Source organism: Pseudomonas sp. S10E 269, assembly GCF_002798465.1.
Classification (GTDB): Bacteria; Pseudomonadota; Gammaproteobacteria; order Pseudomonadales; family Pseudomonadaceae; genus Aquipseudomonas; species Aquipseudomonas pergaminensis.
Genome location: NZ_PHIJ01000001.1, coordinates 3,064,896 through 3,090,358, shown reverse-complemented (window position 1 = coordinate 3,090,358; position 25,463 = coordinate 3,064,896). Strand labels below are relative to the sequence as shown.

At 57.0% G+C, this 25,463-nt stretch carries 22 protein-coding genes; 13 read left to right on the top strand and 9 right to left on the bottom strand.

The window, feature by feature from the left end; all coding sequences use genetic code 11:
• Positions 1–126: 126 nt before the first annotated feature.
• From CWC48_RS14365 to CWC48_RS14335, 6 genes are all read right to left on the bottom strand, one after another.
• The gene (locus tag CWC48_RS14365; protein ID WP_078050343.1) at positions 127–411 is read right to left on the bottom strand and encodes a YceK/YidQ family lipoprotein; all 285 of its coding nucleotides are present in this window, start codon (positions 409–411) and stop codon (positions 127–129) included.
• Complete coding sequence (gene ubiX, locus CWC48_RS14360; protein ID WP_028618086.1) at positions 404–1,033, bottom strand: flavin prenyltransferase UbiX; 630 nt, start codon at positions 1,031–1,033, stop codon at positions 404–406. The genes CWC48_RS14365 and ubiX overlap by 8 nt, the downstream gene beginning before the upstream one ends.
• Positions 1,030–2,379 carry a UDP-N-acetylmuramate:L-alanyl-gamma-D-glutamyl-meso-diaminopimelate ligase gene (gene mpl / locus CWC48_RS14355; RefSeq protein ID WP_078050344.1) on the bottom strand — a complete coding sequence of 450 codons (1,350 nt, stop codon included), beginning with the start codon at positions 2,377–2,379 and terminating at the stop codon, positions 1,030–1,032. The genes ubiX and mpl overlap by 4 nt, the downstream gene beginning before the upstream one ends.
• Positions 2,380–2,454: 75 nt before the next feature.
• The gene (locus CWC48_RS14350) at positions 2,455–5,406 is read right to left on the bottom strand and encodes a hypothetical protein (RefSeq protein ID WP_157806824.1); all 2,952 of its coding nucleotides are present in this window, start codon (positions 5,404–5,406) and stop codon (positions 2,455–2,457) included.
• A 177-nt stretch (positions 5,407–5,583) separates the two neighbouring features.
• The gene (locus CWC48_RS30190; RefSeq protein ID WP_157806823.1) at positions 5,584–6,828 is read right to left on the bottom strand and encodes a hypothetical protein; all 1,245 of its coding nucleotides are present in this window, start codon (positions 6,826–6,828) and stop codon (positions 5,584–5,586) included.
• Positions 6,829–7,000: 172 nt separating this feature from the next.
• Complete coding sequence (locus CWC48_RS14335) at positions 7,001–8,890, bottom strand: sigma-54-dependent Fis family transcriptional regulator (protein ID WP_100492082.1); 1,890 nt, start codon at positions 8,888–8,890, stop codon at positions 7,001–7,003.
• 273 nt (positions 8,891–9,163) lie between these two features.
• Here CWC48_RS14335 and CWC48_RS14330 point away from each other — a divergent pair, with 273 nt between their 5' ends.
• The 11 genes from CWC48_RS14330 (at position 9,164) to CWC48_RS14275 (ending at position 21,052) form a co-directional block, all read left to right on the top strand.
• The gene (locus tag CWC48_RS14330; RefSeq protein ID WP_100492081.1) at positions 9,164–10,684 is read left to right on the top strand and encodes an aldehyde dehydrogenase family protein; all 1,521 of its coding nucleotides are present in this window, start codon (positions 9,164–9,166) and stop codon (positions 10,682–10,684) included.
• A gap of 218 nt (positions 10,685–10,902) precedes the next feature.
• Complete coding sequence (gene eat / locus CWC48_RS14325) at positions 10,903–12,336, top strand: ethanolamine permease (RefSeq protein WP_078050349.1); 1,434 nt, start codon at positions 10,903–10,905, stop codon at positions 12,334–12,336.
• 52 nt (positions 12,337–12,388) lie between these two features.
• Complete coding sequence (locus CWC48_RS14320) at positions 12,389–13,783, top strand: ethanolamine ammonia-lyase subunit EutB (protein WP_099491085.1); 1,395 nt, start codon at positions 12,389–12,391, stop codon at positions 13,781–13,783.
• Positions 13,780–14,613 (top strand): ethanolamine ammonia-lyase subunit EutC, encoded by an 834-nt coding sequence (eutC, locus tag CWC48_RS14315; protein ID WP_078050351.1) that lies wholly within the window; start codon positions 13,780–13,782, stop codon positions 14,611–14,613. Before CWC48_RS14320 ends, eutC begins: the two co-directional genes overlap by 4 nt.
• A gap of 92 nt (positions 14,614–14,705) precedes the next feature.
• Positions 14,706–15,164, top strand: a complete 459-nt coding sequence (locus tag CWC48_RS14310; protein WP_017528964.1) for an N-acetyltransferase — start codon at positions 14,706–14,708, stop codon at positions 15,162–15,164.
• A 310-nt stretch (positions 15,165–15,474) separates the two neighbouring features.
• Positions 15,475–16,131, top strand: coding sequence for a DedA family protein (locus CWC48_RS14305; RefSeq protein ID WP_078050352.1), 657 nt, complete (start codon positions 15,475–15,477; stop codon positions 16,129–16,131).
• 6 nt (positions 16,132–16,137) lie between these two features.
• Positions 16,138–16,953 carry a zinc-dependent peptidase gene (locus CWC48_RS14300; RefSeq protein ID WP_100492080.1) on the top strand — a complete coding sequence of 272 codons (816 nt, stop codon included), beginning with the start codon at positions 16,138–16,140 and terminating at the stop codon, positions 16,951–16,953.
• Between the two features lie 109 nt (positions 16,954–17,062).
• Positions 17,063–17,590, top strand: coding sequence for an inorganic diphosphatase (gene ppa, locus CWC48_RS14295; RefSeq protein ID WP_003219382.1), 528 nt, complete (start codon positions 17,063–17,065; stop codon positions 17,588–17,590).
• 213 nt (positions 17,591–17,803) lie between these two features.
• Positions 17,804–18,583 (top strand): S24 family peptidase, encoded by a 780-nt coding sequence (locus tag CWC48_RS14290; protein ID WP_078050354.1) that lies wholly within the window; start codon positions 17,804–17,806, stop codon positions 18,581–18,583.
• 370 nt (positions 18,584–18,953) lie between these two features.
• Entirely contained in the window at positions 18,954–20,162 is a 1,209-nt protein-coding gene (locus CWC48_RS14280) for an integrase arm-type DNA-binding domain-containing protein (protein ID WP_100492077.1), read from the top strand.
• 170 nt (positions 20,163–20,332) lie between these two features.
• Complete coding sequence (locus CWC48_RS14275; protein WP_100492076.1) at positions 20,333–21,052, top strand: hypothetical protein; 720 nt, start codon at positions 20,333–20,335, stop codon at positions 21,050–21,052.
• A gap of 80 nt (positions 21,053–21,132) precedes the next feature.
• Here the strand turns inward: CWC48_RS14275 and CWC48_RS14270 are convergent, their stop codons facing one another.
• Both CWC48_RS14270 and CWC48_RS14265 read right to left on the bottom strand, forming a co-directional pair.
• Positions 21,133–22,203 (bottom strand): inovirus-type Gp2 protein, encoded by a 1,071-nt coding sequence (locus tag CWC48_RS14270; RefSeq protein ID WP_100492075.1) that lies wholly within the window; start codon positions 22,201–22,203, stop codon positions 21,133–21,135.
• A 354-nt stretch (positions 22,204–22,557) separates the two neighbouring features.
• A complete protein-coding gene (locus CWC48_RS14265) occupies positions 22,558–22,788 on the bottom strand; it encodes an AlpA family transcriptional regulator (RefSeq protein WP_177409491.1) in 231 nt (76 codons plus the stop codon).
• A gap of 590 nt (positions 22,789–23,378) precedes the next feature.
• On the opposite strand from CWC48_RS14265, the gene CWC48_RS30545 reads away from it, so the two are divergent.
• Entirely contained in the window at positions 23,379–23,708 is a 330-nt protein-coding gene (locus CWC48_RS30545) for a hypothetical protein (protein ID WP_100492073.1), read from the top strand.
• An 84-nt stretch (positions 23,709–23,792) separates the two neighbouring features.
• On the top strand, positions 23,793–24,761 hold the full coding sequence (locus CWC48_RS14250; protein WP_100492072.1) for a DUF932 domain-containing protein: 969 nt from the start codon (positions 23,793–23,795) through the stop codon (positions 24,759–24,761).
• A gap of 152 nt (positions 24,762–24,913) precedes the next feature.
• Here CWC48_RS14250 and CWC48_RS30185 read toward each other — a convergent pair whose 3' ends face one another.
• Entirely contained in the window at positions 24,914–25,081 is a 168-nt protein-coding gene (locus CWC48_RS30185) for a hypothetical protein (protein WP_157806822.1), read from the bottom strand.
• Positions 25,082–25,463 lie beyond the last annotated feature (382 nt).

The following is a 25,463-nucleotide window of genomic DNA, read 5'->3' as shown; positions in this document are numbered from 1 at the left end:
GGGAGTTCTACATTGGATAGGGTTCATACAGTTCCAATGTGGGAGTTCTACATTGGATGGGGTTCACACGGTGCCAATGTGGGAGCCGGGCTTGCCCGCGATGAGGCCAGCCCAGGCACTACACCTCTAAAGGCCACCTGTGGCGTTAAACCCAACGCCCAACACCGTCAACACCGACAGCGGTAACAACAGGGTATCGAGCAACGCACTCGCCGGCAGGTCCACTCCCGGATAAGCCGGCGCCTCGGCACCAAATCTGTCCATGGCGCAACAGCCGCCATTCATGGCATACAAGTCCAACCGCGTGCCGGCATACACCACCGGCGCGTTTGGTTTAGCTGCGTCCAAGGTGCGCGCGGTGGCGCAGCCCGTGAGGTGCAACGCCAACACCATCAGCAGCGCCTTATTCATCGCTGCTCAAATGGTGTTCGCCCCAACGTGGCAGCATGTCCTGTGGGATGTTCAGCAAGTTGAGAATGCGCGCCACCACAAAGTCCACCAGGTCATCGATGGTCTGTGGCTGGTGATAGAAACCGGGCGAGGCCGGCAAAATCGTCACGCCCATGTTCGACAGCTTGAGCATGTGCTCCAGGTGAATGCTCGAATATGGCGCCTCACGTGGCACCAGGATCAACTGCCGGCGCTCCTTCAAGGTCACGTCCGCCGCGCGTTCGATCAAGTTGTTGCAGGCACCCGTGGCAATCGCCGACAAGGTGCCCGTGGAACACGGCACCACCACCATCGCCGCCGGCGCGCCTGAGCCGGACGCCACGGGCGACATCCAGTCTTCTTTACCGTAGACCTTGATCTGCCCCGCCGCCGCACCGGTGTATTCGGTGAGAAAGGCCTGCATTGTCTGCACCTTGGGCGGCAACGCGACGTCAGTCTCGGTGGCCATCACCAACTGCGCGGCCTTGGAGATCAGGAAGTGCACCTCACGGTCTTCACGCACCAGGCAATCGAGCAGGCGCAAACCATAGGGCGCGCCTGAGGCGCCGGTCATGGCCAGCGTGACGCGCTCCGGGCCGCTCATTTCAGCGCCTCGGCCAGTTTGCCGTGCAGGCCACCAAAGCCGCCGTTGCTCATCACCACCACATGGGTGCCCGGTTTAGCTTGCTGCTTGACGTGTTCGATGATGCCTTCAATGGAGTCACACACGGTGGACGGCACCGTGCACAGCGCGGCAATCCCCGGCAGGTCCCAGCCAAGGTTGGCCGGTGCGTACCAGACCACCTGGTCGGCGTCGTTGACGCTTTCCGGCAGGCCGTCGCGGTGGGCGCCGAGTTTCATGGAGTTGGAACGCGGCTCGACAATCGCAATGATCGGCGCGTCGCCAACCCGCTTGCGCAGGCCATCCAGGGTGGTGGCAATGGCCGTCGGGTGGTGGGCAAAGTCGTCGTAGATGGTAATCCCATTCACGTCGGCAACTTTTTCCATGCGCCGCTTCACGCTCTTGAACGCGCTGAGCGCGGCGATGCCCATGGACGGCACCACGCCCACATGCCGCGCAGCCGCCAGGGTGACCAAGGCGTTGGCGACGTTGTGCTGGCCAGTCATGTCCCACTCGACAATGCCTTGGGCCTCGCCTTCGAACAGCACTTCAAAACGGGAACCGTCTTCGCTGAGCAGCTTGACCTGCCACTGCCCGCCCGCGCCGGTGGTTTGCACCGGGGTCCAGCAGCCCATCTCGATCACACGCTGCAGGGCAGGCTCGGTGGTCGGGTGGATCACCAGGCCTTCGCTTGGAATGGTGCGCACCAAGTGGTGGAACTGCCGCTCGATGGCCGGCAGGTCGGGAAAGATGTCGGCGTGATCGAACTCAAGGTTGTTAAGGATCGCCGTACGCGGGCGGTAGTGAACGAACTTGGAGCGCTTGTCGAAGAAGGCGCTGTCGTATTCATCCGCTTCGATCACAAAAAACGGTGTGTCGCCCAAGCGCGCCGACACCGAGAAATTCTGCGGCACGCCGCCAATCAGGAAGCCCGGGCTCATGCCCGCATGCTCAAGCACCCAAGCCAGCATGCTGCTGGTGGTGGTCTTGCCGTGAGTGCCGGCGACAGCAAGTACCCAGCGGCCTTGCAGCACGTGGTCGGCCAGCCACTGCGGGCCAGACACATAAGGCAAACCTTTGTTGAGCACATATTCGACCGCTGGGTTGCCCCGCGACATGGCATTGCCGATCACCACTAGGTCCGGTACCGGGTCGAACTGCGACGGGTCGTAGCCTTGGGTCAACTCAATGCCCTGAGCCTGCAACTGCGTGCTCATGGGCGGGTAGACGTTGGCATCGGAGCCGGTGACATGATGACCCAGTTCTTTGGCCAGAACCGCCATCGAGCCCATGAACGTGCCGCAAATACCGAGAATATGAATGTGCATAGTCGACCTCGTAAAACATCGAGGCAGGTTAGCGCAGGGCGGGGGAAATCGCACTCTTTAGGTGAGCCGCCCACGCTATGCGACGGCTTGTTTATGCGGTGCTGGCACCTTCGTCAGCGCGTCACGTATGGCAGCTATTTTTTTCTCAATTGTATTCAGTCGATCCGCAACGCCGCCGTTGCCCTGACTGACGGAGGCTTCGTGTTTGTACGGTTTGAAAAAAACCTCATAAGCCTGTGCAATATCAATAGTGAGCTCCTCGAGCAACGCCAGGAAAGCCTCCAACTGGTCGACGACCTGCAGCGGTTCGCTGGACCATTTCGGGATGTCTACCACAACACCCGGCGCCAATTGCAACGATAACGTACCCAACTCACCGGCGCCCCGCGTTGCAGCGTCGAGACGAGCTCGAAGGGCAGGGTCAACGGGTGCAACTATCGGCCCCAGGTCCACTACTTCTACGTCGCCGGGGTTAACACCGCCGTCAGGTGCGGCAGGACGCTCGTAGTGTTTTTGGAAAGCAATTTGCGTCTCAGTGATAGCAGCGTCTAAGCCAGCATCGGTCACCGCCTCAGTTACCCGGCGCTCGAACGGACCGACAGAAGCGGAAGGAGAGTGCCGGGCAAAGCCCTTCAATGGCGCGCCGTATGGCGTTTGAGTCACAGGGTCGAAGGCATACCATTTTCCGTTGCGCTCCACGGCGATGACGTTAACCGCATCGCCATTAGCGCCCAACGGCCTGTAGAGGCCTTCGGCAATCCCGTGATTGTTGCCTACTTGGGGAAGATCAAAACTGCCGCCGCGCCCGCCAAGACGGCTGACTTTTTTAAAGCCTGCCTTACCCAGTTTAAATACACCACGGCCCACGTCATAAATATCTGCTAGAGGGTTAAGCGCCTTCACGCCGGCTTTGCCAAACCCCTTGATGAAGTTCAGCGTTGTACCCAATCCGGCTCTAACACCGTGCTTGACGCCTTGGAGCCCGCCTTTTAGCCCCGGAATAAAAAAGCCAAACAAATCCAGCACTAAATTGAAAAAACCTTCAGCGGGCCTGCCATTTATAAAACTTTCAACCGCATTGTAGAAAGGAATCAATCCTAAAAAGAACGCCTTGACGGCCTCTGAACGCGCGCTTTCCCGCTCTTGCTCTGTGCTGCCATTGGCTGTTGTTTTCGCCTCATCCAAGCCTCGCGTGAAATAAGCACCGACAGCGGCTGACAGTTCATCGGTTTTAGGCGAAAAAAAAGTCGCCGGCGGGGCGGGATGCTTTCCGGGTATACCGGCCTCCAACGATTTGGACGGGTAGATACGATAGGCGGAAAAGTCTACCGGGTCGTTTTTCGGCGATGTACTACCGACTGTGCTCCACAGGATAGTGACCGACGGTTCTTTACCGCCCGGCGAATCAGGCAGCGACATCGAGAAGTACAAACGAGAGCCTGGAAACTGCAGGCCAGGCCTGGAAGGGTCGGCATCCTTGATGATTCGGCCCATCGCCGGTGAATACAGATAATGACAAACCGTCCCATCACGTTCAGCCCTGATAAGTACCGCGCCGCTGCGTATATACGCTTGAATTTTATGATCAACGCTGACAGGGCCCTGATTGGCATTGGGCTTCTGGAGGGTGAATGTCGTGACCTTGCCGTATTCAATCAGCCGCCGGTCATCGAGCGGGAGCAATGAGAGCTGATATTTGAACTGCGCGGCAAAACCGTCTTTGAGCCCTTGGGTGTATTTGTCGAAGCTTTCATCAAACTGCTGTTTGATGTTTGGCAACTTCGGAAAGCCTGCATTCACTTTCACGGTATTGAAGTCAAGGTCGCTGGATATCCAGAAGTGCTTACCCAGGTCGCCTGACATGTAAATATCCAGCAGCGAATAGGCTTTTCGACCAGGCGACCCCGGTGGGATATTCGCCAGCAGCTTCTGCTCAAAAAAAGCTTCATTTTCGACGCCATACACGCGCCGCAGCTCAACGAGGGCCAACTCTCGTCGGGTTGGCATCGGCGTGGACAGCGCATCAATGGAATCAGCCAAAGCCTTATGCTGTGCTTGCATGGCCTTCAATGCGCTTTCGACTTCCTGTGGGGTGTACGCATCATCACTTTTTTCAACAATGACGCCGTTGGCAATACCCCAGTCGATAACGGCCGTCATCTGAGCGAGTTGTTGCTGACGCTTTTCAAGCTCCGAAACAGGCGCTATCTCATCGTCTTTCATGATCTGCGCATAGGTTTTCGCAGACGTCGATCCCGGGTCACTCGCCTCTTGGCGAGCCACCGCTGCACTGAAGGTGGCCCATTGGTGGGAACCATACACCAGCGCCGAGGGCAGATCCTTTACCAGAAACTCGGGGGCGGACACCGACAACAGTTGAAAAGCGATGATTTTGGCATTGGCTTCGCCGAACCGGGTGGCTAGATGCGCTTCAAAACGCGTGACAATTTGCGCAGCGCTGTAACCCCAGTTGTCTGGCTGACGCAACGAGTACCCAGCCAGATTATTACGCTCCAGGCCTCCTGCCGAATCCACATCCAACAATAGCGCGCTAAGCAGTACTTCCTGCAGACTGGTAGCCGTGGGTACTGCGTCGATGCTGTCCTGGAGTAACCTGGCCAACGCAAGACCTTCTGGAGAATCGAGAATGGCTTTAAGGGTTTTTTCAGGCTCATCCTTACCAGACCGTAAAGGTTCAGGAAGGGTAAGCCGCAAGCGTTCGATAAGGCTCGGCACACCGCTGGCATCATCAGTGCTTACTTTCGGTTGAGCGGCTTTCCAAGTGGCAACTATCTGGCGTAATTTGGCCTGGGCGTCAGCCGCCAAAGGGACGTCTTTAGTTAGCAGCCCACCATAATCAGCCACGTGTGAAGATGAAGAAGACGCCGCACTGCGTCGATAGCGTGAAGGGGGGAAAGTTTTGGATATATCGGGAGGAGTTGCACCCTCAAACTTATTATCTATCGGCGATTCAGACTGAGGGTAGAGCGACATAAAACGTGATGAATCCAGATGATTGGAAATCATAGCGACACCTCCGAAAGCGATTGCGCGTTACCGGGCAATGTTTCAGAAAAGCCTGTCACAGATACTCCATTCAGCGTCAGGCTTATCACCAATAACCGTCGACTATACCTCCCCTATCGACGCTGAGAAATTAATATGCACTGCAAAAGCCAACAACGAAATCCTGCACTGAGCGGTTCACTCTTTACTGGCAGGCTTGTCCATTTTTAGCAAGATATCAGCCTGTGCCTTATTCAGCTTGGCTATTCGTGCCTCGAGTGTGTCCATACGACTTTCCAGTCCGTCAAGCCCTTGGGCAGCGGGTTCAATAGCCAGATGAGGTTTGAAGAAAACTTCATATTGGTTGGCAACTTCCTTCGTATGCTGTTCAGCGAAGTCCAATAGGTTCTCAAGTTGGCTCATGCGCTCAAGCGGATCTTTCGACCAGTTTTGATTCGGCACGAATCCCGTTTCGGTATCCCCAAACTTGAGCGCCATCGACTGATTGGACACCGTGAACGCCAGGACCTGAGCCTCATTCATTCTCGCATAGAGCTTATCGAGGTCAGGGGTCGCCGGCGCCTCTGGACGTTCGACCACTGACTTCCCGCTGGGCGTCGGCGGAATCATGGGTTGAGGCAGATACGAAGCCTTGATTTGTTCGGAAGCGGCCGTAGACCCAGCATATGCCCCAATGTTAATTGGCGCAGACACCACCCCTGTTATCCCAGCACTGATCGCTGCATCGCGCGCGACACGCGCCGCAGATGGCGACGATGGAATCACGCCCGACTTGACCATTTTTTCGGCATTCATCATCCGGGTCGTGGCTTCCGCAATCGTCATTTTAGGCGTAGCAGCGGGCGCTGGCACTTTGTTCTTCCAATCGAGGACCTTTTGGCTGATTGTGGGCGGAAGCAGATGTTCATGAGGTTCGTTATTGCCCTTGACGGCACTGGCCTTATCCCTTGCTACCTTGCCGTTCTTATCGAGCGGTCTTCCAGTGCTATCAATCAGAAAGCCTTCTCGATTGACGCGCTTTCCGTCCCTATCGACCAAGTGCCCCTCAGTATTGACCAAGCGGCCCGAGTGATCGACCAAGCGGCCTTGGGTATCGACGAGTTGATTTTTCTCATTGATAAGCTTGCCTTGGGTATTTATCAAATGCCCCTTTTCATTGATCAAACGGCCCTTATTATCGATCGCCTGACCACTGTTATTAACCCGCTGCCCCTGTGCATTGATCCGCTGGTTATTCGAATTAATCAGATGACCTTGTTTATTAACCGCCTGTCCTTTGTCATTGAGCAACTGACCTTGTTTATTGACCAGTTGCCCTTGCTTATTATAAGAACTGCCTGGAGGCGCGTAATGCGGAATCGCTTTAGGCGGCACCGGCGGAGGTTTGGGCAAGTGAGCGGGGGGTGGTTTGATTAGCGGCATATCGTCACCTCATAATAAACAGGTATTAAACCCAATAGCGAAGCCTTATGACTTCTGTTCATTACGTGGTCACCGGCAGCAAAACAGTTCCCTGCAGCCTGTACAAGCCACAGCCTATTAGATAAATCGCCACTACCCGAGTTAGACAGCGTTGCTTCAGGGCACACTTACATTAACTGGATACCGCCACAGGCCGTTTGATTTTATACTTGCGCAATTTCCTATAAAGCGTATTACGACTTATACCCAGCGCTTGCGCCGTGTACGTCATATGCCAGTGCCGTTGCTCTAATGCCGTCAGCAACGTCTGTCGTTCGGCATCATCGAGGGGTGACTCGCTGGCGTGTTGAACAGGGGGGCATTGCACCATAGCGGGCAGATCCAACAACCCTATCCGTCCGTCATCGCTGAGTGCCACCAGTGTGCGCAATACCGTGCGCAACTGACGAACATTGCCCGGCCAGGCGAAGGCCAGCAATGCCTCGCGCGCTGCGGGCTCCACACTGACCGGTTGCTCACCGGCCTCCTCCCCCAGCAGGAAGTCCAACAGTTGCGACTTGTCACTGCGCTCGCGTAACGCCGGCAAGCCGATTTCCAGGCCGTTAAGCCGGTAATACAGGTCTTCGCGGAAGCTGCCGTCCCGCACGCGCTCATGCAAATTACGGTGCGTGGCGCTGATAACCCGGACATCCACGGCTTGAGGCTCGCCCCCGATGGGGACCACCAGGCGATCCTCCAGCACCCTTAATAGACGGGTCTGCAAAGCCAGTGGCATATCGCCGATTTCGTCAAGGAAGAGAGTGCCACCGTCGGCCTGTTGGAGCTTACCGCGCATGCCATCCTTGAGGGCACCAGTGAAACTGCCGCCACGATAGCCGAATAACTCGCTTTCAATCAGGCTTTCCGGAATGGCGGCGCAATTGAGCGCTACAAACGCTTTATCGGTGCGCTGACTGGCGCGGTGCACAGCCTTGGCGAAGGCTTCTTTACCGGAGCCGGTTTCGCCATTGATGAGCAGTGGCACATCACGCTCAAACACCCGCAGCGCTTTGCGAAAGTCATTTTGCAGCGCCGGATCGCCCAGGCAAATGCCGGACAACTGAGGCGGCACCGGCTTGGCCATGGGGGCAGGCACGCTGCGAGACTGACCGCGCAATGCGGCGAACAGTGGCCGTCCATCACGGGTGCGCAGCGGCCAACTGGCCGTGGCGTTGGCGCTGGCTCGACCGAGCAGTTGGTCCAGGGAGCAATCGAAAAACGCTTCCACCGGTTGCCCCAGCAAACCGCCGCGCAGTCGCCCCAGCAGGTTCATCGCGCTCTGGTTGACCGCGCAGATCCGGCCTTCACCGTCGAACGCCAACAGCCCTTCGCTGAACAACCCCACCGACTCGGCCTGCAAATGAAAACGCAGCAACCAGTGGTTTTCAAAATGCCGCAGGAAGTAACAACTCTCGATCATCTTCGCCGACAGATTGACCAGCGCCATGGTGTGAAACTGGCTCTGACGCGACACCGCCTCCCGTGCGGATGACACATCCAGCACCGCCAGCAAATCACCATGGGGGTCGAACACCGGGCTGGCCGAACAGGTCAGCCCGGTGTGCCGGCCACGAAAATGCTCATCACGGTGAATGGTCAGGGACTGGCGCTCCACCAGGCAGGTGCCGATGCCGTTGGTGCCTTCGCACGCCTCGCTCCAATCGGCGCCCAGCCACAGCCCGGCGCGTTCGAAGATCTTGCGCTCGGACGGCGCGGTGACACAGTTGAGGATCACGCCCCGCGAATCGGTCAGCAACACCGCATGGCCGGCGCCCGAAAGCTGCTGGTGCAGGCTGTTCATCTCACTGCCGGCGATATGCAGCACCTGTTGCAGGCGCTCGCGGCTTTCCAGCAGGCGCCCGTGTTCCAGCACGGTGGGGGCAATGGTTTGCGCAGGGTCGAGGTGATAGTCCTCCAGACAACGCAGCCAGGAGCGGGCGATGGAGGGATCGCTGGATGGGTCGCGACCATGGGCCACGGTGAGGACTTGCTGGGCATGGCGACTAAAATGATCGTTGTGCATTTCTTATTATTCTCCCTGCGTGAGAACGCCCAGCATCCCCCAGGCCTCCAGCCATTGCAATCCCGGGCAGACTCACCGGTCACCGGCTGTATCAAAGGTGGCACAAACTGTCACACCGCCTGTACCACCCTTGGTACAGCAACGCCTTGCAACAAACCCTAAACCCTTGATTTACCTGGCCCGCAAAGCAGTGGCCCAACCTTTGCTCTACGCTTTATAACGCGCTCGTTGCGCTGCACTCCCAATAAACATAAGAGCCAGGAGATACCCACCATGCGTTACGCACACCCCGGTACTGAAGGCGCCATCGTTTCGTTCAAGGCCAAGTACGGCAACTACATCGGTGGCGAATTCGTTGCGCCGGTCGATGGCAACTATTTCACCAACACCTCTCCGGTCAACGGCAAGCCTATCGCCGAGTTCCCGCGTTCCACCGCCAAAGACATCGACAAAGCACTGAACGCCGCCCACGCCGCCGCTGACGCCTGGGGCAAAACCTCGGCCCAGGACCGCTCGCTGGTCCTGCTGAAGATCGCCGACCGCATCGAACAGAACCTCGAACTGCTGGCCATCACCGAAACCTGGGACAACGGCAAGGCCGTGCGTGAAACCCTCAACGCCGACATCCCGCTGGCAGCCGACCACTTCCGCTACTTCGCCGGCTGCATCCGCGCCCAGGAAGGCACCAGCGCCGAGATCAACGAACACACCGCCTCCTACCACTTCCACGAACCACTGGGCGTGGTTGGCCAGATCATCCCGTGGAACTTCCCGCTGCTGATGGCCGCATGGAAACTCGCCCCGGCCCTGGCCGCCGGTAACTGCGTGGTGCTCAAGCCTGCCGAGCAAACCCCGCTGGGTATCAATGTGCTGCTGGAAGTGATCGGCGACCTGCTGCCACCGGGCGTGCTGAACGTGGTGCACGGTTTCGGCAAGGAAGCCGGCGAAGCGCTGGCGACCAGCAAGCGCATTGCCAAGATTGCCTTCACCGGCTCCACGCCCGTGGGCTCGCACATCATGCATGCGGCGGCCGAGAACATCATTCCATCCACTGTGGAACTGGGCGGCAAGTCGCCGAACATCTTCTTCGCCGACATCATGAAAGCCGAACCTTCGTTCATCGAAAAGGCAGCCGAAGGCCTGGTGCTGGCGTTCTTCAACCAGGGCGAAGTGTGCACCTGCCCTTCCCGCGCGCTGGTGGAAGAGTCGATCTACGACGACTTCATGAAAGTCGTGATGAAGAAGATCGAATCGATCAAACGTGGCGACCCGCTCGACACCGACACCATGGTCGGCGCCCAGGCGTCCGAGCAGCAGTTCGACAAGATCCTGTCCTACCTGGAAATCGCCAAGGGCGAAGGCGCGCAACTGCTCACCGGCGGCAAGGTCGAGAAGCTCACCGGTGATATGGCTGGCGGCTATTACATCCAGCCGACCCTGCTCAAGGGCACCAACGAAATGCGCGTGTTCCAGGAAGAAATCTTCGGCCCGGTGGTGAGCATCACCACCTTCAAGGACGAAGCCGAGGCCCTGGCCATTGCCAACGACACCGAGTTCGGCCTGGGGGCCGGGGTGTGGACCCGCGACATCAACCGCGCCTACCGCATGGGCCGGGCGATCAAGGCGGGCCGCGTGTGGACCAACTGCTACCACCTGTACCCGGCGCACGCCGCGTTCGGCGGTTACAAGAAGTCCGGCGTGGGGCGTGAAACGCACAAGATGATGTTGGATCACTACCAGCAGACCAAGAACTTGCTGGTGAGCTACGACATTAATCCGCTGGGCTTCTTCTAACTTAGCCTCCTAGCAGGCGACCCGCTCTCCACCTGAAATGAGATCAAGTGTGGGAGCTGGCTTGCCTGCGAAAGCGGTGTATCAGCCAAGTAGGTGTTAGCTGACCAAACGCTTCCGCAGGCAAGCCAGCTCCCACATTTGAACTTCGCAAGTAGCTGCTACCTCATTCGGCACACAGAGGCCGAGTTAAAAACAATAAGAATGGAAGGTACTTTCCAATGCCTAGCGAACCCACTGGATCCTCCGTCGACTTCGAAAAAGTCGGCACCGACTACTTCCAACAACGCGAATTGAAAAAAGGTGCTGCCGGCTGGGTGCTGCTGGTCGGCCTTGGCGTCGCCTACGTGATCTCCGGCGACTACGCCGGTTGGAACTTCGGCCTGGCCCAAGGCGGCTGGGGCGGGATGTTCCTCGCCACTTTACTGATGGCCACCATGTACCTGTGCATGTGTTTTTCCCTGGCCGAACTGTCTTCCATGATCCCCACCGCCGGCGGTGGCTACGGCTTTGCCCGCAGCGCCTTCGGGCCCTGGGGCGGGTTCCTCACCGGCACCGCGATCCTGATCGAATACGCCATCGCGCCCGCCGCCATCGCGGTGTTCATCGGCGCGTATTGCGAGTCGCTGTTCGGCATCGGCGGCTGGATGATCTACCTGGCGTTCTACATCATCTTTATCGGCATCCACATCTTCGGCGTCGGCGAAGCCTTGAAGTTGATGTTTGTGATTACTGCCGTGGCCGCGATTGCCCTGGGCGTGTTCCTGGTGTCGATGGTGCCGCACTTTAATGTCGCCAACCTGCTGGACATCCCGGTGACCGAAGCCAAGGGCGCCAGCACCTTCCTGCCGTTTGGCTACGTGGGTGTGTGGGCGGCGATTCCCTATGCCATCTGGTTCTTCCTCGCCGTAGAAGGCGTGCCCCTGGCCGCCGAAGAAACCAAGAACCCCAAGCGCGACCTGCCGCGCGGCCTGATCGGCGCCATTGTGGTGCTGACCAGTTTTGCCTTGCTGATCCTGGTGATCGCACCGGGCGGCGCCGGCACTTATGCGCTGATCAAGTCCGGCAACCCGCTGGTGGAGGCGCTGGCCTTGTCCTATGGCGGCTCGACCTGGATGGGCGGCTTCGTCAACCTGGTTGGCCTAGCCGGGCTGATCGCGAGCTTTTTCTCGATTATCTACGCTTATTCGCGGCAGATCTTCGCACTGTCCCGCGCCGGTTACCTGCCGCGCAAACTGTCCCAGACCAACAAGAGCAAGGCGCCCGTGCTGGCCTTGGTGATCCCCGGCATCATCGGCTTTGGCCTGTCGCTGACCGGCCAGGGTGACTTGCTGATCCTGGTGGCGGTGTTCGGTGCGACTATTTCCTACGTGCTGATGATGGCCGCGCACATCACCCTGCGCATCCGTCGCCCCAAAATGGACCGTCCGTACCGCACGCCGGGCGGCATCTTCACCTCCGGCATTGCCCTGGTACTGGCCTGCGTGGCCGTGGTGGCGGGCTTTCTGGTGGATCCACGGGTGGTGATTGGCGCCGCGATCATCTATGGAGTATTAATTGCTTACTTTGCTTTCTACAGCCGGCATCACTTGGTAGCGGGCACGCCCGAAGAGGAATTCGCGGCGATCCAGGCCGCAGAGGCCGCCTTGCACTGATAGCCGTAAACCTCGACGCAGGCGCGTGCCTGCGTCGCCAAGGAGACACTGTATGGCAAGTTTTTCCCACGCGGTGGGTGCTCAAACCTACCGCTTCGACAGCCTCAAGGACGTGATGGCCAAGGCCAGCCCCGCCCGCTCCGGGGACTTTCTCGCCGGCGTCGCCGCACAGAACGACGGTGAACGCGTGGCGGCGCAGATGGCGTTGGCAAATATCCCGCTCAAACACTTCCTGGAAGAAGTGCTGATCCCCTATGAAAGCGATGAAGTCACCCGACTGATCATCGACACCCACGATAAACAGGCCTTTAGCGTGGTCAGCCACCTGACCGTCGGCGGCTTGCGCGACTGGCTGCTCAGCGACGCGGCCGATGAACATTCCCTACGCGCCTTGGCGCCTGGGCTGACACCGGAGATGGCCGCCGCCGTGTCCAAGATCATGCGCGTGCAGGACCTAGTGCTGGTGGCGCAGAAGATCCGCGTGGTCACGCAGTTTCGCGGCACCATGGGCCTGCGTGGGCGCTTATCCACACGGCTGCAGCCCAACCACCCCACGGACGAACCGGCGGGCATCGCCGCGAGCATTCTCGATGGCCTGTTGTACGGCAACGGCGACGCCATGATCGGCATCAACCCGGCCACCGACAGCATCGCCTCGATCTGCGCCATGCTGGAGATGCTCGACGCGATCATCCAGCGCTACGAGATCCCGACCCAGGCCTGCGTACTTACCCACGTCACCACCTCCATCGAGGCCATCAACCGTGGCGTGCCGCTGGACCTGGTGTTCCAGTCGATCGCCGGCACCGAGGCCGCCAATGCCAGTTTCGGCATCAGCCTGAGCGTGCTGCAGGAAGGTTACGAAGCGGGGCTGAGCCTCAATCGCGGCACCCTGGGCCAGAACCTGATGTACTTCGAAACCGGCCAGGGCAGCGCCTTGTCGGCCAACGCGCACTTCGGTGTCGACCAGCAAACCTGCGAAACCCGCGCTTATGCGGTGGCCCGGCACTTCAAACCATTCCTGGTAAATACAGTCGTAGGATTTATCGGCCCCGAGTACCTGTACAACGGCAAGCAGATCATCCGCGCCGGCCTCGAAGACCACTTCTGCGGCAAGCTGCTCGGCGTGCCCATGGGCTGCGACATCTGCTACACCAACCACGCCGAAGCCGACCAGGATGACATGGACACCCTGCTGACCCTGCTGGGCGTGGCCGGGATCAACTTCATCATGGGCATCCCCGGCTCCGACGACATCATGCTCAACTACCAGACCACTTCGTTCCACGACGCCCTGTACGCCCGCCAAACATTGGGTTTAAAGCCGGCGCCGGAGTTTGAACAGTGGCTGGCCAAGATGGGCATCTTCACGCAAGCCGACGGCAAGGTGCGCTTCGGCAACAGCTTGCCACCGGCGTTTCGCCAAGCCTTGGCGCAATTGGGATGAAGGAGCCGCCTGTGCAACTCGACCTGCCTGACAACCCTTGGCTGGAACTGCGCCGCCTGACGCCAGCCCGTATTGCCCTGGGCCGCACCGGCACCAGCATCCCCACCAGCGCGCAGTTGGATTTCCAGTTCGCCCACGCCCAGGCGCGGGACGCGGTGCATTTGCCCTTCGACCATGCAGGCCTCAGTAGCCAGTTAGCCGAGCGTGGGCGTGACAGCCTGTTGCTGCACAGTGCTGCCACTGACCGTCACATGTACCTGCAACGCCCGGACCTGGGGCGGCGCTTGAGCGATGAGTCGGCCCAGTTGCTGCGCGACCATGCATCGGCCAACCCCGGCGGCGTGGACTTGGCGGTCGTGGTCGCTGATGGCCTGTCGGCACTGGCGGTGCATAAACACACCTTGCCGTTTCTGACACGCCTGGAGGAACAGAGCAGCGCTGACGGTTGGTCCTTGTCGCCGGTCATCCTGGTGGAACAGGGCCGCGTGGCGGTGGCGGATGAAGTGGGCCAGTTACTGGGGGCCAAGATGACCGTCATTCTGATCGGCGAACGGCCCGGCCTCAGTTCGCCGGACAGCCTGGGCCTGTATTTCACCTACAACCCCAAGGTGGGTCTCACCGACGCCTACCGCAACTGCATCTCCAATGTGCGCCTGGAAGGCTTGAGCTACGGCATGGCCGCCCACCGCCTGCTTTACTTGATGCGAGAGGCGTGTCGTCGGCAGCTGTCGGGGGTCAATCTCAAGGACGAGGCGCAGGTTCAGACCATCGAATCGGATGATCCGGACCTGATGAAAGGCAATTTCCTGCTCAGTTCACCGGATGACTGAACGCTGCACGATTGCGCTTTTTCGCGCCATTAGGCAGCATCGAGTCACGGCCGCTTGTGTGGTCATCCCCCATTTGGAAGTTGAGGCCTGGCATGCGGATTACTCAAGCGACCCTGGAACACCTGGACCTGTTGACCCCGCTGTTCGTCAAATACCGTGAGTTCTACGGCGCCCTGCCCTTTCCGGACTCATCGCGGGCCTTCCTGGAAAAGCGCCTGCGCCGCAAGGAATCGGTGATTTACCTGGCCCTGGCGGATGACGATGACAAGAAATTGCTGGGGTTTTGCCAGCTCTACCCGAGCTTTTCGTCGCTGTCGCTCAAGCGCGTGTGGATCCTCAATGACATCTACGTGGCCGAAGACGCCCGCCGGCAACTGGTGGCGGACAACCTGATGCGCACGGCGAAGAAAATGGCCAAGGAGACCCACGCGGTACGGCTGCGCGTGTCGACCAGCAGCGACAACGAAGTGGCGCAGAAGACCTATGAGTCGATCGGGTTCCGCGAAGACACCGAGTTCAAGAACTACACGCTGCCGATCAGCGAAGATTGATCCCACACCCCATCTAATGTCGACGCAGGCTTCTGTAGGAGCCGGCTTGCCGGCGATAGGATCATCTCGGTCTCAGCTGATACACCGAGGTGCCTGCTATCGCCGGCAAGCCAGCGCCTACAGATAATGTTGAGCCTGCGATTGCCTTTGCACGACATCCCCCGCTACAAAACCAACACGCTTTTCACCTCCCAATCCGTATAATGCGGACCTTTCAGGGTTGTAAGAAATGCGGCATACACTTGTAGCCTTATTAACCCGAGCTTCCGCACAGGCCTGCTGAGCCGGGCCATTCACACAGGTGCCATCCATGGATTTCAACCCGCTCGACCTTATCCTGCATCTCGACGTTTACCTCGACCTGCTGGTAACCAATTACGGTCCGTGGATCTACGCCATTCTGTTTCTGGTCATCTTTTGCGAAACCGGCCTGGTGGTCATGCCGTTCCTGCCAGGTGATTCGTTGCTGTTCATCGCCGGCGCCGTGGCGGCAGGTGGTGGCATGGACCCGGTATTGCTGGGCGGCCTGCTGATGCTGGCGGCCATCCTGGGTGACAGCACCAACTACGTGATTGGGCGAACGGTGGGCGAACGCTTGTTCAACAACCCGAACTCGAAAATCTTCCGTCGCGACTACCTGCAAAAAACCCACGACTTCTACGACAAGCACGGCGGCAAAACCGTGACGCTGGCGCGCTTCCTGCCGATCCTGCGCACCTTTGCACCGTTCGTGGCCGGCATCGCGAAAATGCCATACGCGCGCTTCTTCGGTTTCAGCGTGCTGGGCACCATCCTCTGGGTCGGCGGCCTGGTGACCCTGGGCTACTTCTTCGGTAACGTGCCGTTCATCAAGAAAAACCTGTCGCTGCTGGTGGTGTTCATCATCCTGCTGTCGCTGGTGCCGATGATCATTGGCGTGTTCCGCAGCCGTTTTGGTCGCGCGTCGTCCCAAGCCAAGTCGCAGTAAGCGCCCATGTGGTCTCTCAGCGCCTGGCGTCGCCAGCGCTTACTGGTCAAGCACCCAATTGCCGATGACACCTGGCAGCGGGTGCGCCACCACCTGACCTTCCTCGACGGCCTCACCGCCGAGCAGGACCAGTGGCTGCGCGAAGCCTGTGTGGTGTTCCTCGCCGAGAAACACCTCACTGCCTTGCCCGGCGTCGAACTGCACCAGGAACAACGCCTGCTGCTCGCCGCCCAGGCGCAACTGCCGCTGATGAACCTCGGCGACCTCGACTGGTACCAGGGTTTCCACGAAATCGTGCTGTACCCCGACGACTTCGTCAGCCCCCAGCGTCATCGCGACAGCAGCGGCATCGAACACGAATGGGACGGCGAGCACAGCGGCGAAGCCTGGCAACAAGGCCCGGTCATCCTCGCCTGGCCCGGCGTGCTCGCCAGCGGCAATTGGGAAGGCTACAACCTGGTCATCCACGAACTGGCACACAAGCTCGACATGCTCAACGGCGACGCCAACGGCCTGCCGCCGCTGCACAACGACATGCGCGTGCAGGAATGGGCCAGCGTGATGCAGAGCGCCTACGACGACCTCAACCGACAGTTGGACGCCAACCCGGACGCCGACACCGAGATCGACCCCTACGCCGCCGAAAACCCCGCGGAATTCTTTGCCGTCACCAGCGAATATTTTTTCAGCGCCCCGGATTTACTGGTCAGCCATTATCCCCAGGTGTACGCCCAACTCAGCCGCTTTTATCGCCAGGATCCCCTGGCCCGCCTCACCCACCTGCAAGCCAGCGACCCGCGTTATCAGCCGCAAGGCGAATGACCGTACGACGTCTGGCGCATGGCATCGGCGGCGGAATGTGCCTATAATCGCCGCCACTTTTAGGCCAATCCGGCCAAGTTTCTTGGCCAATTAACGGGGGCAACGCCCAATGAGCTACAGCAAGATTCCGGCTGGCAAAGACCTGCCGAACGACATCTACGTCGCCATCGAGATTCCGGCCAACCACGCGCCGATCAAATACGAAATCGACAAAGACAGCGACTGCCTGTTCGTTGACCGTTTCATGGCCACCCCGATGTTCTACCCGGCCAACTACGGTTTTATCCCCAACACCCTGGCTGACGACGGTGACCCCCTCGACGTGCTGGTCGTGACCCCTTACCCGGTTACCCCAGGCTCGGTTATCCGCGCACGCCCGGTCGGTATCCTGAACATGACCGACGACGGCGGCGGCGACGCCAAAGTGATCGCGGTTCCACACGACAAGCTGTCCCAGCTGTACGTGGACGTGAAGGAATACACCGACCTGCCGCCACTGCTGCTGGAACAGATCAAGCACTTCTTCGAGAACTACAAAGACCTCGAAAAAGGCAAATGGGTGAAGATCGACGGTTGGGGCAACGCAGACGCCGCCCGCGCCGAGATCCTGAAGTCGGTCGCTGCCTACAAAGGCTGATACCCGCTCCTCATTGCTTCGGCAATTGAAAAAGCCCCGATCATTCGGGGCTTTTTTGTGGGAAAAATTAAACGACAAGTTCAACATTTTATAAACAACGTTTAACTGATTCTTTAATACGACGTATTAGGCTACAACTAAGCAAAGGCCTACACGCGCAACTCAACGCATGGTTTATTTGATCTGTAATTCCGGCCAGTAAACTCTGCGTTTATGAATACATCAGGTGATCGTTTAAAAGCGCTACTACGGGAAGTTCATCTTTCCGCCTCCGACTTCGCCAAGAACCGTGGTGTCACGCCTCAACACGTGAACAACTGGTTCAAGCGCGGTGTACCCATGGGCCGACTCAACGAGATCGCAGAACTGCTGTGCATCTCCAGCCGTTGGCTGCGCACCGGCGAAGGCCCCAAGCACCCACCGGCCAACTTCCTGCTGGAAGGCCCGGACACCCGAAAAGGACTGCCCGCACCCACCCGCGAAGGACGCGGTAAATACCTCGCAGACCCCGCCTGCCCCCCAGGAAAAATCGACGTGGAGATCGACCTCCACCCCTCATTCACCTCCACCGAATGCGTCCGCATCACCCTGCACACCCTCCAGGCCCTCAACGTAAAACCCGACCGCGCCCTGGGCGCCTACATGGTCGACAACAGCATGATCGACATCATCCAACAAGGCGCCACCCTCGCCATCGACCGAGGCCGCACCCAAATCATCGACGGCGAAATCTACGCGGTAGAACACGACGGCATGCTGCGCATCAAATACCTCTACAACCGGCCGGGAGGCGGTTTGCGCATGCGCAGCCACAATGCCAGCGAACATCCCGACGAGTACCTGACGTACGAACAGCGCTTCGAACAGAACTTCCAGATCGTGGGCTGGGTGTTCTGGTGGTCCACGTTGAATAACCGCAGGCCGCCCGTGCCGCTGGATGAGCATTTATTGGGCTGGGAAGGCTCTAAATCAGATCCTGAGGTGGGCATTTGAAGTGAATATGGGTATCATGCCGCCCACATTTGGCAGGGGGTGGCTTCGCGCTATCCACCTTGCCTGGCGAAGCGGAGGAGTTCCCGCGGATGCCCCTACTATTCAGCCCGACGCAACGTGGGCTGAGCGATTTGAAGGCTGGTGAGGTTTGTCAAAAACAAGCTGAAGCAGTCCCCGAGAAGCCGGCCACAAGCCGGCTTTTTAATTGTCCAATATAATCCTACCCCATCCAAGAGTCTTCCTGATAGCCTAGCTATTCCGGGGGTTTCAGGCATTCCCCTGTCCGATGGCGTTCAACGCAATTTGACCCCATCCAACGACTGAGTGGGGGGACAGGTGGGGGGACAAAGCGGACGAGAGGAGAAATCCAATGGGTAAGCTCAATCCGAAACAAGTCGAAAATCTGACCGAACCCGGCACCTATGAGGATGGTGACGGGCTTCGGTTAGTCGTCAAGCCTACCGGGCGTAAATCCTGGCTGCTTCGCTTCCAACTGGCGGGCCGTCGTAGAGAGATGGGGCTGGGCTCATTCCCTCAGGTGAGTCTCAAGAAGGCCAGGCAAGATGCCAGTGCTAAACGCACTCAATTGAGTGACGGCATAGATCCCTTAGCAGCCAGAGACGTCGAGCGCGCTGCTCAACGAGAAGCACAGCGTGCAAGTGAAGCCAAGCAACTGAAGTTCGAAACGCTCGCAACCGAATACTGCGATGCTCACGGCGCGGCATGGTCGGAGAAGTGGCGCAAAGGATGGCTGCGAAAGTTGGAGCTGTATGCGTTTCCTCACATAGGCAAGCTGTCAGCAGAAGACATTGGCACTCCCGAAGTGCTTATGGTGTTGCAGCCCATCTGGGCCACCAAGACCAGAACCGCTGACGAGGTACGCGGCCAGATTGAGCAAGTTTTAGATGCGGCCAAGTCACGCAACCTGCGACAAGGTGAGAATCCTGCTCGCTGGCGTGGGCACTTAAACAACCTGCTGAGCCGCTCTGAAAAGAGGAAGGCTCGAAAGCGTGAGCACTTTGAAGCCTTGCGCTGGCAGGAAGTGCCTGAGTTAATGATAAAACTCAGGGCAAACTCGACACCTCCATCTCAGGCCGCTCAACTGCTGATCATGACGAGCGCACGCGCCCACATGGTTAGATTCGCTCGTTGGGATGAGTTTGATCTAGAAGCTAGAACTTGGTCACTCCCAGATGAGCGAATGAAGATGCGAATAGCTTTCGTGATTCCGCTTCCCGAAGAGGTGGTGAAGCTGGTGAGGAGTATTCCGAGAAATGAAGGAAGCGCCTTTCTATTCCCTGGTCAGGGTAAGACAGGTGTAATGCACGCCAATGCAGTACGAACACTCCTACACAGCATGGGGTATGAACACATCACACGCCATGGCTTTCGATCTTCCTTCCGAGACTGGGCGGGCGAATGTACCCACTATCCGCGTGAGGTTTGCGAGATGGCACTAGCGCATGATGAGCGCGACCAAACTGAAGGGGCCTACTCTCGCTCAGACTTTCTCGATAAACGACGCCTTCTAATGAATGAGTGGAGCAAATTCATAACTACTTCCAGCGGAGATGCTTAGTGATAAATTACGTGTCAGAGGATGCCCACTTGCCAGTATCCGATATATGAGAATACTCTCCAGTCGGTTGCACTGCCCCTGAGAAGTTTGTGCGCGGGCCTTGCTACCCTCCTAGAAAGTCAGGTATCGCGTGATACGGATTTCTAAAAAATCAATCATAGAGCTACACAATGAAAGCAATCAAACCACCTCTATTTTCACCGACCCAATTCGCAATAAACATGAATAAAAGTATCGGCCTCACTACACTAGGTGAAGCCATTGCTAGAAACCACTGCCTGCTTCGGGAACACATTTTTGATTCGCCACTTGATGTCGACGACTATGCTCAGCTGCTGGAAGCTATCCGCGCAGTCACAAACGAGCCAGCACTACAAGCCGAGCTGGAAACTCGTTGGAGGAACCAAAACAGTAAGCAGGATGAAGAAACCAACACACTGCAGCGTCACGTAAGATATGCCTGCTTATACCTTGAACTGGCAAGAACCGCCGAGGCACATAAGGACCGCGAGCGAGCATGGGCTTTCACCAACTACGCCAGCCTGATGATTGGTGAAATCATAGAAAAATCTGCTGCCGCCATCAATGCGATGGAAGCTGATAAACGCTCAGACAAAAATAGTAAAAATGCTCAAGGGCGAAACAAATCTATCCTTCTGGTAAAAAACGAGGCAGCAAGACTACTAGTGGAGCGACAACCTGAGAATGGGTGGCCAACAAAGATTAAAGCCGTTTATCACCTTGAAGATCCCTTGGCCGAATTTATTGAAAAAAATAACATTCCTGCTCTAAAGATTTCAAATATTGAGAAATGGCTGACCGCGTGGCTACGTGAAGATGTACTCGTTAATCAGGCTTGGGAAAAAACCAAGCATGCTAAAGCACGATAAAGTCTGGATTAGCGGCATTGAATTTTATTCATCGACCAGACTGCCTTCAGCGCCTCTAAGGGGCCTCTGCGGCGATGCCCCTAGACCATGCGCTCCCTTGACGACGAAACAGCCCTTGGCCTACCACGGGCGCCTTTGGGGGCAGGGCTTAACCCTTTGCCCATACCCCGGCCTTGAGTTTGCAGCTTCATGTAAAGGTCCGTTTTCGTGAGGTAGATCACCGCGCCTCGCAAAGCCTCACGTAACGCGGACTGAGTATGGTCGATCATCCCGACCCCACAGGTCTTGTAGGCGTGCTTGTTCGCATTGCAGTTGAAATACAGACCACGCCCTTTCGTGACTACATCCGACCAATACTCCCCGACCCGCCTAGCCAGGGTCACGTCTTCTCGAACCTTAGACCCATCAAAGAAAAACATCATGTGGTAATGAAAACCCTTCACCGGGCCGTGCTCCAACTTCCAAATATAGCCCACCATATTTTTGAACAATTTATTCGACCTGGCGTTCCCGAATAGGCGTTCTCGATCTTGCTTAGCTTCCGCTTGGGTGGTTTTAGAGTTCTCTTTCGAATAGGAAAGGTCAACCCTCACCACCAGCAGCCTTGAGTAGCGCTCAAACAAAGCATCAACGTACCCGGTGAGCTCCTTGTAGTTTTTGTTGCTCGACCGCTGATAGCTGTTGAGCCGTGCTTGGAACGCTTTAGTCTTGACACTTTGACGAATCTGATTCACACATTCATTTAGGTGCTTCATGAGCATTTCAACTTCACTCACCGGCCCTGTAGCCCTCCAGGACGTGCAGAGCTGATACAGACCGAACTCCTTAACCTTACCCATTGCCATCTCCAGATATGGCTCAAGCGTATAAAGGGCGTTGAACCGGTTATCATCCGGCATGTGTATCCTTACCAACTTGATTAACAACTTACCTGCAGTGCAGCTTTCCAGACTTGCGTTACCAAACTCATCTGTTGCAGTTAGTCTGAATGCGTCTCCTTGCGACTTCACTAGACCTCCTACATAGAAAGAAGCCTCCTTCAATATACAGATCAATCCTCCATCTACAGCTCCTACCTGACCAACATCTGCTACGTGCAAGTCAAACTTACTCACGAGCGCCGTATAGCGCTCCTCAATGTCAACACTCATAGGCGCGCACCATCACTTCTCCAAAGACTCGTTAATCAATTGAAGTTACCGACCTACTTGATTACTGACCAATCCCATCCACTTCGCTTGTCTAAACACACCTCCTACTCACATACTCATACACATCAACAGTCACAGGTTGTCGTTAAGAATGACAACACTTACTCATTAACAACGCTACTAAAACTACCAATAAACTACTAATAACATATAAACCAGAAACAATAACGCAATACAGTTCTGATCAAAGCACTATCAACAGTGGGCCTTTCAATTTAAACATCGCAGAATTTTATATACAGAGTTAGTGCGAGATCTCAACACAAAATAGCTAAGGCTTTTCCAGCTCAATACTTAGCGCGCCTCCTTAGCAGACATTCGCTGCTCAATCCAGGTGGTGATTTCGGAGTCAATCCAGCCGATAGCCGCGGCCCCCAATTTGATCGGTTTCGGAAACGTGGCGTCGTACCTTGGTGACTGGGCGTCCATACGGTCATAGATCGTTGACCGGCCTAGACCTATGCGTTCGCTCAGTTGCTTGAGACGTAAAATTCTCGGGTAGGGAACAGATGTTGAATTTGTCACTTGCCTTCTCGCTGTTGGCTTGGGAGTTATCGAACTTTAAATCTCTCTCAATCCAACAAAAAGCTCGGCAGCGACGAGTATTTTTTTCCTGAGCCCGGAATAGATTTTCTGATTCAAGCTGAGCAAGTGCGTCGCTGTAGAAGTCGTATACCGGCCTGCTGCTTGCAACGGCGATAGGTCACCTTTACCGTGGGTCTCTAGACCCTGACATGCCTTGGGCTACCCCGGACACTCAGCAGCTTCTCGTACATCCAGGCACTGCTCAGCTTTATGGGGGCTGCTCTGATCGTTCAGGTGGATGACCGAATGTTGGCCGGTGCGTATGCCATAACGCATCCGAGTAGTTTTTTTCCCAGCGATCCACTCCAGCCGAAAATGCAGTCAAAAAGCGCCGCAAAGGCGGGCAAAGAACTAACTCTGCACATCGAGCACTGGAGTCGTTTTCAGCAGGAACTAACTCCGTACAGCTTTTACTGAAAATTGCCGGTTTTGGGCACCGCCACAAGGTGCACACCTGCTCCTCCCCGAAAATTAGAACGATTTTTAAGCCTATATCACGACACTGAACATCCACCGTGGAAACCAAAACCATGTCACTTCAGTGCCCTCGCTGTAACTCCAAAGAGATTGCTTTCCTCAGAGCAGCAATGACGATCGGGGCCAGTATTGGTGCCGTAGGCGGTGCTGCGCGAGGGGCGAGTACTATACTCACGGGTAGCCAAATAGGCGCTACTGTCGGCGCGCTTGCCGGACCGCTCGGCATCACCATCGGTACGGTCTCGGGCGCCCTTCTTGGCGGACTCGCTGGCGGTGTAGGTGGTTGTGCCATTGGCGCCGAGCTCGGCGAGAAACTGGATCGCCATGTATTGGCAAATAACCACTGCTTGGTCTGCGGGCATCGCTTCAACCTGCCTACTTAAATCCCCCCTACTCAACATTAATCCCCGATCGTGCTGCGCTTTGTGCAGCACTTATGCCGACCTGCACCCAAAGGAATCTTTCCCATGTCTCATCTCATTGACCAAATGGCTTACGTTGGCGCTACCCCTTGGCACGGCTTGGGCAGTCGCCTTACCGGAAAACAACCACTGGAAGTCTGGCAGCAAGAAGCGGGCATGAATTGGCAGATACAGGACAGCCCGGTTCACTTCCAAGTCGAGGCCGCCGCTCACTTGGGCTGCATTCACACGTTTCCTGAGCAAAAAGTGCTGTATCGATCAGACACCAAAGCACCGTTGTCGGTGGTTTCGCACCGATATCAGGTTGTACAGCCTCGAGAAGTGCTGGAATTTTACCGAGACCTGACGGAGTTCTCGGGCTACGAACTGGAAACCGCTGGCGTGCTGAAAGGTGGCCGCAAGTTCTGGGCGCTCGCCAGAACGGGGCAAGCGACCACATTGAAGGGCAATGATCAGGTCAGCGGCTATCTGCTGTTAGCAACCTCCTGTGACGGCACACTGGCGACTACCGCCACTCCCACCACCGTGCGGGTGGTTTGCAACAACACCTTGAGCATTTCTCTCAACGGCGCCACTCACGCCATCAAGGTGCCACACAGCACGCGCTTTGATCCTCGAACTGTCAAAAAACAACTAGGTATCGCCGTCTCGCAATGGGACGAGTTCATGTACCGGATGCGTACCCTCGCCGAACGCAGAGTTCAGTCGAAAGAAGCCCTAGGCTTCTTTATGGACGTGTTGTGTAACACAAGCCCCCATGCCCCCATTCCCGAAGTGTTGCCCAATAAACGAGCGATGGAGAAGGTGCAAAGCCTGTACGAAGGAAAAGGTCGGGGTGCAGATCTATTGTCCGCGCGCGGTACCGCCTGGGGCTTGCTGAACGCGGTAACGGAGTACGTGGATCACGAGCGACGAGCCCGAAGCTCGGAGTACCGAATGGATTCCGCTTGGTTTGGCCAAGGGGCGGTGATCAAACAGAAAGCGCTGAATGCTGCGCTGCAACTCGTGGCTTAAGCCAAAGAACAACGCTCATAAACCTGCACAAACTCAACGCGAGCGATACCGCTGGCAACCTGGAGCACAGCTATCTCTAGAGATCCAATCCAGCAAACACTTCCCCTCCGTCACTCACACTTTAAACGTCCTATTACAGGAAAACGTCCATGTCAGTACTTCGATTTTTTCTCACGCTGTTCATGTTCATCTGCCTGCTCGCCGGTAGCAGCGTCGTGGTAACGACCCTCTGCCTGATGTTGCGCTTTCCACCCCTGCTGTTCGCCGTTGTGCTGGCTTGCGCTCTGCTGTTCATTCTCCTGAGTCAACTTCGCAGGCATAACAGCGCGACCGTTTGATGCCCACGGCGGCGTGCTCAACACTGCATTCACTCTCCAGATTAGAGATCCCGTATGAACCTACACTGTTTGATTTGTGAGTCTTCAGCCGTCCTTAGCCAAGACAGCGCCAAGGCGATCGTTCAGTTCTTTACTGTGCTAGATAGCTTCGCTCGCGAATGGTAAACAACCCCTTCCACCAAGAGCATGCACACAGTGGAGCCTATAGCGTGGTTTCTGCAGAACATGACGGCGGCTGTGGCCAGCGCCACCTCAGCGTTTAGCGCAAGTGACAGGTTTATTCAGGATATGCACAAATATCAATTCGGCTCCTTTACCTATTTTTGCTTACGCTGCGGCGCCCACATTGATTCCGTCGACCCAT

What these genes read in the sequence shown, in the direction of transcription:
- CWC48_RS14365 (WP_078050343.1), bottom strand. Translation starts at nt 411, where the DNA reads ATGAATAAGGCGCTGCTGATGGTGTTGGCGTTGCACCTCACGGGCTGC.
- ubiX (WP_028618086.1), bottom strand. Translation starts at nt 1,033, where the DNA reads ATGAGCGGCCCGGAGCGCGTCACGCTGGCCATGACCGGCGCCTCAGGC.
- mpl (WP_078050344.1), bottom strand. Translation starts at nt 2,379, where the DNA reads ATGCACATTCATATTCTCGGTATTTGCGGCACGTTCATGGGCTCGATG.
- CWC48_RS14350 (WP_157806824.1), bottom strand. Translation starts at nt 5,406, where the DNA reads ATGATTTCCAATCATCTGGATTCATCACGTTTTATGTCGCTCTACCCT.
- CWC48_RS30190 (WP_157806823.1), bottom strand. Translation starts at nt 6,828, where the DNA reads ATGCCGCTAATCAAACCACCCCCCGCTCACTTGCCCAAACCTCCGCCG.
- CWC48_RS14335 (WP_100492082.1), bottom strand. Translation starts at nt 8,890, where the DNA reads ATGCACAACGATCATTTTAGTCGCCATGCCCAGCAAGTCCTCACCGTG.
- CWC48_RS14330 (WP_100492081.1), top strand. Translation starts at nt 9,164, where the DNA reads ATGCGTTACGCACACCCCGGTACTGAAGGCGCCATCGTTTCGTTCAAG.
- eat (WP_078050349.1), top strand. Translation starts at nt 10,903, where the DNA reads ATGCCTAGCGAACCCACTGGATCCTCCGTCGACTTCGAAAAAGTCGGC.
- CWC48_RS14320 (WP_099491085.1), top strand. Translation starts at nt 12,389, where the DNA reads ATGGCAAGTTTTTCCCACGCGGTGGGTGCTCAAACCTACCGCTTCGAC.
- eutC (WP_078050351.1), top strand. Translation starts at nt 13,780, where the DNA reads ATGAAGGAGCCGCCTGTGCAACTCGACCTGCCTGACAACCCTTGGCTG.
- CWC48_RS14310 (WP_017528964.1), top strand. Translation starts at nt 14,706, where the DNA reads ATGCGGATTACTCAAGCGACCCTGGAACACCTGGACCTGTTGACCCCG.
- CWC48_RS14305 (WP_078050352.1), top strand. Translation starts at nt 15,475, where the DNA reads ATGGATTTCAACCCGCTCGACCTTATCCTGCATCTCGACGTTTACCTC.
- CWC48_RS14300 (WP_100492080.1), top strand. Translation starts at nt 16,138, where the DNA reads ATGTGGTCTCTCAGCGCCTGGCGTCGCCAGCGCTTACTGGTCAAGCAC.
- ppa (WP_003219382.1), top strand. Translation starts at nt 17,063, where the DNA reads ATGAGCTACAGCAAGATTCCGGCTGGCAAAGACCTGCCGAACGACATC.
- CWC48_RS14290 (WP_078050354.1), top strand. Translation starts at nt 17,804, where the DNA reads ATGAATACATCAGGTGATCGTTTAAAAGCGCTACTACGGGAAGTTCAT.
- CWC48_RS14280 (WP_100492077.1), top strand. Translation starts at nt 18,954, where the DNA reads ATGGGTAAGCTCAATCCGAAACAAGTCGAAAATCTGACCGAACCCGGC.
- CWC48_RS14275 (WP_100492076.1), top strand. Translation starts at nt 20,333, where the DNA reads ATGAAAGCAATCAAACCACCTCTATTTTCACCGACCCAATTCGCAATA.
- CWC48_RS14270 (WP_100492075.1), bottom strand. Translation starts at nt 22,203, where the DNA reads ATGAGTGTTGACATTGAGGAGCGCTATACGGCGCTCGTGAGTAAGTTT.
- CWC48_RS30545 (WP_100492073.1), top strand. Translation starts at nt 23,379, where the DNA reads ATGTCACTTCAGTGCCCTCGCTGTAACTCCAAAGAGATTGCTTTCCTC.
- CWC48_RS14250 (WP_100492072.1), top strand. Translation starts at nt 23,793, where the DNA reads ATGTCTCATCTCATTGACCAAATGGCTTACGTTGGCGCTACCCCTTGG.
- CWC48_RS30185 (WP_157806822.1), bottom strand. Translation starts at nt 25,081, where the DNA reads ATGCCTGCGAAGTTGACTCAGGAGAATGAACAGCAGAGCGCAAGCCAG.